This window comes from Thermoplasmatales archaeon (genome assembly GCA_026127925.1).
In the GTDB taxonomy this organism is placed as follows: domain Archaea; phylum Thermoplasmatota; class Thermoplasmata; order Thermoplasmatales; family Thermoplasmataceae; genus JAKAYB01.
Genome location: JAJSLM010000001.1, coordinates 317,896 through 329,145 on the forward strand (window position 1 = coordinate 317,896; position 11,250 = coordinate 329,145).

The following is an 11,250-nucleotide window of genomic DNA, read 5'->3' on the forward strand; positions in this document are numbered from 1 at the left end:
GTGATTTTGTAGAGCAACAAGTTAGCAGAAAATAATTAATTTTCATAGATATCATGGATCATGGAATTGAATAACGTTAAACTGGATTGGAATGGTATACTCGATAAACAGATCAACAAATTAGAGGAAAAATATCCAGAAAACAACATCAGGCAAGCTTACAGCCAAATAATATCTCTTCTAAATGAGAATAAGATTAAATCAAGAGTTATTACAAATGGAAAAAGTGTAATTTGTTATTCATTCATGATTGATTATTCTGGTTTTATTGACAGACTTTACGCAGTCTTAGGCTTTGAAGATGAGAGTTACGTTGACGCTGCACGTGCAGAGAACCTTTTAACATGGATCGAGAGCGAAGCAAGAAAGGAGGATAAGTCCGTAGTAATAGGGGACATTTACAATGGCACCGAAACTATTTCAAATCTTTTGGGCGAGCACGGTTTCTTCAAAATGGAAAGAATCCGACTTGAACTTGGTTTAAAAGATTACTTTCCAACGCATGCCGAAAATTTTTCACGCGAATTCAACGAAATATTTTCCGTCACACCTGCCTCATATTCCGATGCACAATTTGACGCATATAGCGGTGAAGATGACGTTCTTCTTTTTCCATCCACAAGAAATGAGCGAATACCCTCCACTGCTCGTATTCTGGAAGGGGAAATAGGAAAATTAATCCCCGAAGCGAGTTTTGTTCTGAAGGAGGGTGAAAAGATTATCGCTGGAATAATAAGCGTCGAGACTGAAAATAAGAACGGTTCAAGCAGACGTGCCCTGATAGCCGATATATTTGTTGATAAAAATAATAGAAAAAAAGGCCTAGGAAAAGAAATTCTATCCAAGTCCCTGGACAAACTTAAAGAAATGAACTTTGATTCCGTGATTCTCTGGGTCTCGTTAAACAACCCCGCAAGATTCCTTTACTTTAACCTTGGATTTAGGGAGACGGGTTACGGCAGGGAGATTTCCTATTTCCAGATTAAAAAATGAAAAAAGAGATAATGCTCAACACAACCGGTATCATGAAATTGTCGTCAAATGCTTCATAGGGCAAACTCTCAACAAAAGCCGCGAGAACTCCTAAAAACAATCCTGACCAGTTTAGTAAGATAAACCCGAAAAATCCTGCAACAACAAGAAACGAAAGAGTCCCGGCAATAGATTTCTTTTTGTTATAGAATATTCTTGGTGATTTGATTCGCATACCAATAATTGTAGCAAGTGGATCACAAATCGTAACGGCTATGAGTATTAGAATGATAATATTAATTGAATTTATGATGGCATAAGCGAGCATTATCCCGCAACCAAACCATATTGCGCCTATTCCCAAAGGTACTCCATTTCTTTCCAGCCCATAAATCTTGGATGAAAAGGCTTTATCCCTGTTCATTGAAACATAAGCGCCTATTAGTAGTAGGACCACGAGGGCAACGGTGTATGCTATCCTGGTCTTTGCCGGCCCAAACAGCAATAAGAGAATTATCAAGGCAATACCGCCCCCTACTTGCACAAGGTCCCTAGTTATTTCCCTTGAGGGGTTTCTTCCCTTGCTGACAGTGTTTCTCATTACCCACGCCATGCTCTCCTTGTCAGAAACGAGACCAAGCATAATTCCGAGGCCTATAGAAAGATCTAATAAAGGCCATATCTGGTGATCCTTCGTTAAGATAAAAATGGCCAATAGGTACGAAAGTATAGCGATACCAAAATATAATGAAAGCTTAGTGTACATGTATTTTATTGTAACGATCATCAGTACAATGGATAATACGGGCTCTGCATTTCCAGTGAACAGGGTAATAGCAATGGAAAATACCCACGCCAATAGATACGCGACAAGAAATCTGCCTGGATTATTCATCAAGGTTAAAACAGAAATCAGGACACTCGCAACAATCAGGATTATGTTAATTATATAGTTCAAGCTGAGCCAAAGCTATATGACTGCAGTATTATTTATTTATCATTAGGTATTAGAGTAACATCATGCAAGAATCACAGCTTCAAGACATTGTAAATTTCACAGACCCTTCCCCACTTGAAACCCTGGGCTTGCATCCGTTCAACGGAGGATATGTGATTCGAGCTTATCTCCCTATTGCGAAAAATGCATGGATCAAAATCGGGTCTGAAAAACAGCCTATGAATAGCTTGGGAAACGGAATTTTTACGTTTGAAACATCAAAGAATCACAGGGAGTATAAGATCCTTTACGAGGACTCAAGCAAGTTCGTCCATGAAATTCATGATCCATATAATTTTGGCACATCGTTGACGGAGTACGACATATTCCTTTACAAAGAGGGAAGACTCTTCAAAGGATACACAACATTCGGGGCGCATCTAATAACTGAAAATGGAGTACCCGGTGTGAGATTCATAGTATGGGCACCGAGTGGGATAGCAGTTTCTGTTATCGGTAACTTCAATCACTGGACGGTTGGAATGAATCCGATGACAAATGTAAAATCTTCTGGTATCTGGGAACTCTTTGTGCCCAACATAGGCGAAAATGAATATTATAAGTATGCCATAAAAACTTCATCTGGAAAGGTCAATGTACGAACCGATCCGTATGCATTTTTCACTGAACCTAGACCTCGGACAGCATCCATAGTTGTAAACCTTCATTTCGTCTGGACCGACAGCGAATGGATCGAAGGCAAACCTATGAATAGTTTACATAGACCTATGTCGATCTACGAGATTCATCTCGGATCGTGGCATCGCAAAAATGGCGGTTTCATGAATTATCGTGATATCGCCGATCTTCTGGTTGTGTATCTGGAAGAAGCTGGTTTTAACTTTGTAGAATTTCTGCCCGTTATGGAGCACCCGCTTGATATCTCCTGGGGGTATCAAACACTAAATTATTTTGCACCCACTGCAAGGTACGGGACACCTGATGATTTCATGTATCTGGTCAACAAACTTCATGAAAATGGCATAGGCATAATTCTTGACTGGGTCCCTGCCCATTTCCCGGATGACGAATTTGGCCTCTCCATGTACGATGGCACTCACCTTTACGATTATTCCGATCCTCGCAAGGGAAGAACACCGGATTGGGGGACCAATGTATTTGACTTTGGAAAGAATGAAGTCAGAAATTTTCTCATTTCAAGCGCGCTCTTCTGGTTCGACTTTTATCATGTTGACGGGATACGAGTTGATGCTGTGACTTCGATGCTGTACCTTGATTTCAGTCGAAAAGAGTGGATTCCGAATAAGTATGGAGGGAATATTAATTTAGAAGCAGTTTCGTTCCTACAGGAACTCAATAAACAGCTACATACATATTTTCCAAGTAATGTAACGATAGCTGAAGAATCCAGTTCGTATGGCAGTGTAACTTCTCCCGTAGAATTTGGAGGCCTTGGTTTTGACTATAAGTGGAACATGGGCTGGATGCATGATACGCTGGATTTTTTTGCAACAGATCCCTTGTTCAGAAAAGACAGGATAAATGCTCTTACGTTTTCAATATCCTATGCTTTCAGTGAGAAGTACATACTGCCAATTTCGCATGACGAGGTGGTGTACGGGAAAAAATCCCTCTTCGGGAAAATGCCAGGAAACAACCTCTCTAATGTCAGGCTTTTCCTGTCCTATATGTTCTCATATCCAGGAAAGAAACTGCTGTTCATGGGAAATGAATTTGCTCAATCCGTTGAGTGGAATGTCCTCTCCGAACTCAAATGGAGGGAGTTCAAGGAAAGGGAGAGGCAAGACCTATACAGGATGGTCGGGGAGCTGAATAGGTTATATGTGGAATACTCTGCTTTTCACTACGATGATAGCCATGATGGTTTTGAGTGGGTCGATTTTAATGACAAGGAGAATACAGTCATCAGTTTTCTGAGAAAATCTCCTGAGGATGAGATACTTTGTATATTTAACATGACACCTGTCATGAGAGAAAATTATTGTATAGGTGTAAATCGTGACTCATACTATGGAGAATTATTCAACTCGGATCTTATGCGATATGGCGGGACAGGTATTCATAACGGTGAAGTTCATTCATCATCACGTCCCTTCCATAATAGAAAATTTTCAATCGAAATAACGCTCCCACCACTCGCGGGTTTATTTTTCAGGTGTAAAAATGACAAATAACATTGCAATTGAGAATGTGTATCCGGAGATCAACTGTGGCTCATTCTACTCCAAAGGAACACTAGGAGATAAGTTTGACGTGTACGCTGATGTGTACAAAGGTGGACACGAAACAATTGCCGCATTTTTAAAGTACAGGAAAAGTGGCGAAAATGAATGGACTGTAATTCCCATGGATTCTCTTGGAAATGACAGGTGGCATGGTTCATTCACTCTGGAACGTATAGGGATGTATGAATACACAATAGAGGCATATTTGGATTCGTACTTCACGTTACTCAAGGACGCTGAATCATGGTATAAAGCAGGAGAACCGGTGGAAACTGATATCTCTCGAATTTTTTCTCTCTTGGAATCAGCTCGAAAACAAGGAGACAATAATGAAAAACAATTTCTCTCGCACGTCATTGATGGCACTAGGAATATGGGTGTTTATGAGGTTCTAAGTGTTCTCAATGACAGGGTCTTGCAAGCAATTGCATTGAAATATCAGGAAAAAAAGGAACTTTCCACATATAAGGTTCTCAGGGTATTTTGTGATAGAAAAAAGGCAACATTTTCTGCATGGTATGAACTCTTTCCAAGATCACAGGGAAAATCTAACAGCGTTTCCGGAACATTCAAGGATGTGGAAGGAAGACTCGATGACATAAAGAGAATGGGATTCGACGTTCTCTATCTCACACCTATTCATCCCGTTGGCACGACAAACAGGCGCGGAAAGAATGGAGCCAGGTACGCCGACAGAGGAGACGTGGGGAGTCCATGGGCAATCGGGAACTCCGATGGTGGGCACATGAGCATTAATAGCGAGTTAGGCAACCTAGGGGATTTTGAACATCTTATCTCCGAAGCAAAGGGAAGAGATATTGAGATCGCCATGGATATGGCTTTTCAGTGCTCACCAGATCATCCTTATGTAAAGAAGCATCCGGAATGGTTCGCGCATGGACCGGATGGGAAAATCAAGTACGCAGAAAACCCACCAAAAAAGTATTTCGACATTTACCCTATAGATTTTGGAACACAGGATAAAAACAACCTCTATAAAGAACTGAAGAGGGTAGTAACCTTCTGGATCGGTAAAGGTATCAGGATTTTTAGGATCGATAATCCGCATACGAAGCCATTTGATTTTTGGGATTACCTCATCAACGAGATTAAGGAGGAATACCCAGAAACACTCTTTCTATCAGAGGCCTTTACCAGAAAACCTGTAATGTACTGGCTTGGAAAAATAGGTTTCTCTATGTCATACACATATTTTACATGGAGAAATTATGACTATGAGATTCGTGACTATTTCAATGAACTTTATTCTGATGAGATTAAACAGTTCTTCAGGCCTATGTTATTCACAAACACTCCAGACATACTCCCGCGGTCTCTCTCTGGAAAGAATCGCAATGCCTTCATTATCAGGTCCGCTCTGGCATCAACGCTTTCTCCGTTATGGGGGGTTTACAGTGGATTTGAATTGTGCGAAAATCAACCGTTGGGAGATTCTGAGGAATATCTGAACTCAGAAAAGTATGAAATAAGGATGAGAGACTGGAATGCCCCTGGCAATATTCGCGATGTCATAGGCAGGTTAAACTTAATCCGAAGGGAAAACGAAGCACTTCAAAACTTTGGAAACTTGAGATTCTGTCAAAACGACAATCACAATATTCTCTCTTACGTACGTTATACCCGTGATCTTAAAAATGTGCTGATAATCGTTATAAATCTAAATCCTGACGAGACTCAGAGCGATGTAATACATCTCCCGTTTAGGGAAATAGGTATGAATCCGGGAACGTATGAAGTTATTGATCTACTCGATGGTAGCGAATACACATGGAATGGTGATTCCAACTATGTTCGCCTGATACCCGGAATCAGGCAGGCCCATATAATGAAGGTGATAACATAAGATGCTTAACGGCGAAAAATTATGGTACAGGGATGCTGTTTTTTATGAACTGCACGTAAAAGGGTATTATGATTCCACAAATGACGGCACCGGGGATTTCAGAGGTCTCTCCATGAAACTGGACTATCTTAAGGACCTTGGAATCGATGCCATATGGCTATTGCCATTCTATAAGTCTCCATTAAGGGACGACGGGTATGACATTTCCGATTACTATTCGATCCAACCGGAATATGGCAATCTAGAAGATTTCAAGAATTTCATAGAGAAGTCGCATTCACTTGGCATAAGAGTCATTGCAGACCTGGTGCTGAATCATGTTTCGGACCAAAATGAGTGGTTCCAGGAGTCAAAATCCTCGCGTAATTCAAAGAAACGGGACTGGTTCATCTGGACAGATGATCCCACAAAGTTTAGTGAGGCCAGAATAATTTTCGTTGATTCAGAAAGATCAAACTGGGCCTATGAACCCGTTACACAGCAATATTACTTTCACAGGTTCTACTCTCACCAACCAGATCTTAATTATGATAACCCTGAGGTTCGGGACGAGGTAAAAAATATTGTAAGATTCTGGTTGAAGATTGGCCTTGACGGATTCAGGGCAGATGCGGTTCCGTTCCTCTTCAAGAGAGAAGGGACAAACTGTGAAAATCTCCCTGAGACCCATAACTTTTTTAAAGAGTTACGGAAAATGATGGATGAAGAATTTCCTGGAACAATACTCCTGGCTGAAGCAAATGAGTGGCCGACGGAAACTAAAAAGTACTTTGGAAACGGTGATGAATTTCACATGGCTTTCAATTTCCCCTTAATGCCCCGTATATTTGTTGCCCTTGCAAAGAGAGATGGTTTTCCAATAATAGACATAATTGAACAAACTAAGGGAATTCCAGAGAATTGTGACTGGTGCATCTTCCTGAGGAATCACGATGAACTTACACTTGAAATGGTGACGGACGAAGAGCGGGATATAATGTATAAGGAATACGTGAAAATACCCAAGATGAAACTCAATATCGGTATAAGGAGGCGTCTGGCACCTTTACTCGATAACGATAGGAGCACCATCGAGCTTGTTAACGCTTTGATATTTTCACTTCCTGGGACGCCTATAATATATTATGGTGACGAGATAGGTATGGGTGATAACATTTACCTCGGAGACAGAAATGGTGTAAGGACGCCCATGCAGTGGTCATATGATAGGAACGCAGGTTTCTCTTACGCGGATGCAGAACAGCTTTACAGCCCAGTAATAACGAACCCTAATTTCAGTTACGAGAGCGTGAATGTTGAGGGCGAAAGTAGAATTTCTTCCTCACTTCTTAACTGGATGAAAAAGATAATTGGCGTCAGGAAGGACTATCGTGAACTGCTTGGCCGTGGCGATATACAGTTTATCAGCCAGAAGAATAAGAGAGTTTTAGTTTATATAAGGAAGTATAAGGACCAGCGTATGCTTTGCATATTTAATCTTTCAAGGAGACACACATATGTGGAAATCGATCTTTCTGAATACAAGGGACTGAAACCCGTTGAAGCATTTACAAAATCCTATTTCCCTAGGATTGGAGATCTTCCATATTTCTTTACATTACATCCTAGAAGCTTTTTCTGGCTGAATTTGACTGTGCCTTCGTTTGACGATTCAATGGACTTTGATGGAGATGAATGACTACATCGAAAATTTGGAAGGTTTAAAGGAGGATCTCCTGAACTACATAACGACGCGAAGATGGTACGGGAACAAAGCTGGTTTAACTGCAGGCCTGGAAATAATTGATTCTTTTCAGATAGAAGATTTTGTCCTAGCAATATTCAAAGTTAAGGGTGTATCGGATTCAATGTATTATGTTCCGCTGTTCTTTTCCAAAGATGAATTCTCTGGCAGAATAAGCTTCTTCGAGGAGAACGGTACCGGGGTCAACGTTTATGACGCATTCTATTTTGAGAATTTTGCTAAACTTATAATGCGAAATATGGAGCATAAGACGGTTTTAAAGGGAAAAGATTCGTATATAGAGTTTCAGAGAACAAATTTTTTTCAATTAAATGAAGAAAACAATTTTTCAGTAATAAAAACAGAGCAGAGCAACAGTTCATTCATAATTGGTAATGCGATCGTAAAAAACTACAGGTATCTTCAGTTTGGGGAGAATCCTGACATAAACATGTCAATCAAGTTAAAAGAAAATGGGTTTGCACACGTACCTTCCTTGAAAGGATATATGAAATATGTATCCACTGATGGAATAATATATCTATGCAGTGCCATGGAATATTTCCCTAAGTCTGTTGACTTATGGTCCTATTACAACGATAGCCTCAAAGCCGATATGGGTAATTTCAAATCCAAGATCCTCGATTTAGCGGCTGACATGGGTACACTTACAGGGAATATGTGCAAGACACTAGCGAGTGTAAGGGACGAAGATTTCCGGCCTGAGAAAATGGCCGTTTCGGAACTAGAGGATGTAATTGACGACTCTTTTAGGTATCTTGATGCCTCGAGAGAAATAATGAGAAAGCGCAATATGGAACTTGGTCCACTCTCCCTGGATCTGGACCAAGAAAAAATAAAGAAGGTGTTTAACTCATTATTTCAAAATGAAATTTTGATGAAAACACGAGTCCATGGAGATTATCACCTGGGCCAGATACTTCTTTACAGGAACAGATATTATATAATCGATTTTGAAGGAGAACCTGTGAGAAGTATGCTTGAACGAACAAGCAAAAAATCCCCTTTCAAAGATGTTTCAGGTATTCTGAGATCAATCGACTATCTATGTTCTGGATTTGGCGAAGGCGTGGAGAATATGTCCAGTGAGATCATGTCTACGTTCCTCAGGCATTACGTTAAGATAATAGGGGATATGAATCTCATACCAACAGATAATGAAAAGATTTCCAGATTGCTGCAGCTTTTCCTCTTGCAGAAAGCATCCTATGAACTCCTCTACGAGATTAACAATAGGCCCTCCTGGATGCACATTCCACTGAATGCGTTAAAAGATATTTTGGAATCCCTAACTGTTATCTGACGGCTTTTAGGACAAAAGCTGATCCAGGTTCCAGGACTATGTGCTGAGCACCGATATCTCGTTCATCCTCCGGATGTATCTGCTGAGAGCTTATCAAGAGGATAAAACGGCTATATCCAGAAGGAAGATTGAATTTCAAGGGTATTGTGGTTGGATTGAACGCTATGAACAGATTATCCCGTTCACAGCCGTCATGTTCGCACTTTGTGCAAACGAGAAGTATTCCAATACTCCTTTTTACGTGCCAGTCCGATTCGTTCATTTCAGTTCCATCGCTCCTCAGCCATGCGATCTGTTTTGCATCCGGATCTTTTCCGGAGCCTTTCAGATAACTATCCTGCCTAAGGACACAGAATCTTCTGCGTATAGCTATGATCCTCTTTGTGAAGTCAAGAAGATTTCTTTTATCTTCATCAACGTTCCAATCATACCATGATGTCTCATTGTCCAGTTTATAGGCATTGTTATTTCCATTCTGTGTTCTCTTTATTTCGTCCCCACCAAGGATCATCGGAGTTCCCTGAGAGGTCAAAAGCGTGATAAGAAACGTTCTAATCCTTGTGTTTCTCTTCTTCAAGACTGCTGGAGAATCAGTTGGACCTTCAAAGCCCATATTTTCGCTAATATTATTATCAGTACCGTCTTTATTTCCCTCATTATTTTCCTCGTTGTGCTTAGTGTTGTAGCTTACCAGATCGCTGAGCGTAAATCCGTCATGGCACGTAATGAAATTCACACTGGAGTACTGTGTTTTTCCACGCCATTCAAAAAGATCGGAGGATCCGCTGAAGCGAGTGGCAAATTCTGAGAGATTTCTTCCATGCCCTTTCCAGTAATGTCTAACACCATCCCTGTACTTTCCGTTCCACTCAGCCCAATCGAGTGGAAAGTTGCCCAACTGATATCCTCCGATTCCTACGTCCCAGGGTTCTGCAATTAATTTTACAGTAGAAAGGATGGGATCCGTATGTATTATACCGAAGAAGGACGTAAATGGGTCGAAAGCGGAGCGCTTTCTGCCCAGCACCGATGCAAGGTCAAACCTGAATCCATCAACCTGCATGTCAATGGCCCAGTACCTTAAACTGTCTGTTATCAACTTAAGCACCTGTGGATGCTTTATATTTATGGTATTTCCGACACCTGTGAAATCAACATAATACCTCTTGTCCGAAGCCAGCTTGTAATAAACTGAATTATCTATGCCTCTGAAAGACATTGTCGGGCCCAACTGGTTGCCCTCTGCCGTATGGTTGTACACAACATCAAGAATCACCTCAATCCCATTCTCATGGAATTTCTTAACAACATTCTTGAATTCGTTGATTTGGTCTCCTGGAGCTTTCCCAGCAGAATATGTTATCTCTGGGGAAAAAAAGTTGATCGTATTATATCCCCAGTACGTGTTTGTTGTAATACCGTTGAAAACATAAGAATCAATTCTCTGGTGAATAGGCAATAATTCTACAGCGTTTATTCCAAGATCCTTGAGATAATCTATCATTTGATCTGAATAGAGAGCCAAAAATGTTCCTCGGATACGCTCGTCTATATCTGGCTTTCGTTTTGTCAACCCTTTTACATGGGTTTCATAGATAATGAGGTCCTTCCACGGGATCAAGGGTTTCCCAACGCCTTTCCAGTCAAAGTTATCCTCGAACACGACAGATTTCGGCATTGCGTTTGCGTCGTCCATGTCATCAAACGAAAGGTCAGCACCGGGGTCGTTTAACTTGTAACCGTTTGTTAATTCTGTAGATATTACTTCTGAAGAAACAGCCTTCGAATAAGGATCCATCAACAATTTATTTTTATTATATCTTAGACCATTTTCAGGGGAAAAAGGACCGTCCGCTCTATAGCCATATAGCGTCCCTGGGCCTATCCCTGAAATGAAAGCCCTCCACATGAACTTGCTTTGTCGTTCAAGTGGATATATCTCAGGGTTTCTGTCGTCATTGTTCTTGTAAATTTCAACATATATTGCTGTTGCGTTTTCGGAATAAACTGAGAAAAGAACTCCCTCGTTAGTAACGATAGATCCTTGATTATAACTGGAAGCTTTTAGTTTAGAATATAACGGATCCAGTATTTTCACTCCTTTCGATCTGATTCAAATATAAGATTTAACACTTCCGAGTCAAACAAAATTCATTCATTTAA

At 40.6% G+C, this 11,250-nt stretch carries 7 protein-coding genes; 5 read left to right on the forward strand and 2 right to left on the reverse strand.

Annotated features, from left to right (window positions below; translation table 11 throughout):
• The first annotated feature begins 60 nt into the window (after positions 1 to 60).
• Positions 61 to 993 (forward strand): GNAT family N-acetyltransferase, encoded by a 933-nt coding sequence (locus tag LVQ96_01620; protein ID MCW6169852.1) that lies wholly within the window; start codon positions 61 to 63, stop codon positions 991 to 993.
• On the opposite strand, the gene LVQ96_01625 is transcribed toward LVQ96_01620, so the two are convergent.
• Positions 983 to 1,930, reverse strand: a complete 948-nt coding sequence (locus LVQ96_01625) for a hypothetical protein (protein MCW6169853.1) — start codon at positions 1,928 to 1,930, stop codon at positions 983 to 985. The genes LVQ96_01620 and LVQ96_01625 overlap by 11 nt on opposite strands.
• Before the next feature lie 62 nt (positions 1,931 to 1,992).
• Here LVQ96_01625 and glgB point away from each other — a divergent pair, with 62 nt between their 5' ends.
• The 4 genes from glgB to LVQ96_01645 are packed head-to-tail and all read left to right on the forward strand — an operon-like array spanning position 1,993 to position 9,087.
• Entirely contained in the window at positions 1,993 to 4,125 is a 2,133-nt protein-coding gene (glgB, locus tag LVQ96_01630; GenBank protein MCW6169854.1) for a 1,4-alpha-glucan branching protein GlgB, read from the forward strand.
• On the forward strand, positions 4,115 to 6,040 hold the full coding sequence (locus LVQ96_01635) for an alpha-1,4-glucan--maltose-1-phosphate maltosyltransferase (GenBank protein MCW6169855.1): 1,926 nt from the start codon (positions 4,115 to 4,117) through the stop codon (positions 6,038 to 6,040). The genes glgB and LVQ96_01635 overlap by 11 nt, the downstream gene beginning before the upstream one ends.
• Before the next feature lies 1 nt (position 6,041).
• Positions 6,042 to 7,718: a maltose alpha-D-glucosyltransferase gene (treS, locus tag LVQ96_01640; protein MCW6169856.1), complete on the forward strand. Its 1,677-nt coding sequence runs from the start codon at positions 6,042 to 6,044 to the stop codon at positions 7,716 to 7,718.
• Positions 7,711 to 9,087, forward strand: a complete 1,377-nt coding sequence (locus tag LVQ96_01645) for a hypothetical protein (GenBank protein ID MCW6169857.1) — start codon at positions 7,711 to 7,713, stop codon at positions 9,085 to 9,087. Before treS ends, LVQ96_01645 begins: the two co-directional genes overlap by 8 nt.
• Here LVQ96_01645 and glgX read toward each other — a convergent pair.
• Positions 9,080 to 11,185: a glycogen debranching protein GlgX gene (gene glgX / locus LVQ96_01650; protein MCW6169858.1), complete on the reverse strand. Its 2,106-nt coding sequence runs from the start codon at positions 11,183 to 11,185 to the stop codon at positions 9,080 to 9,082. The two genes, LVQ96_01645 and glgX, sit on opposite strands and share 8 nt — an antisense overlap.
• Positions 11,186 to 11,250: the final 65 nt, after the last annotated feature.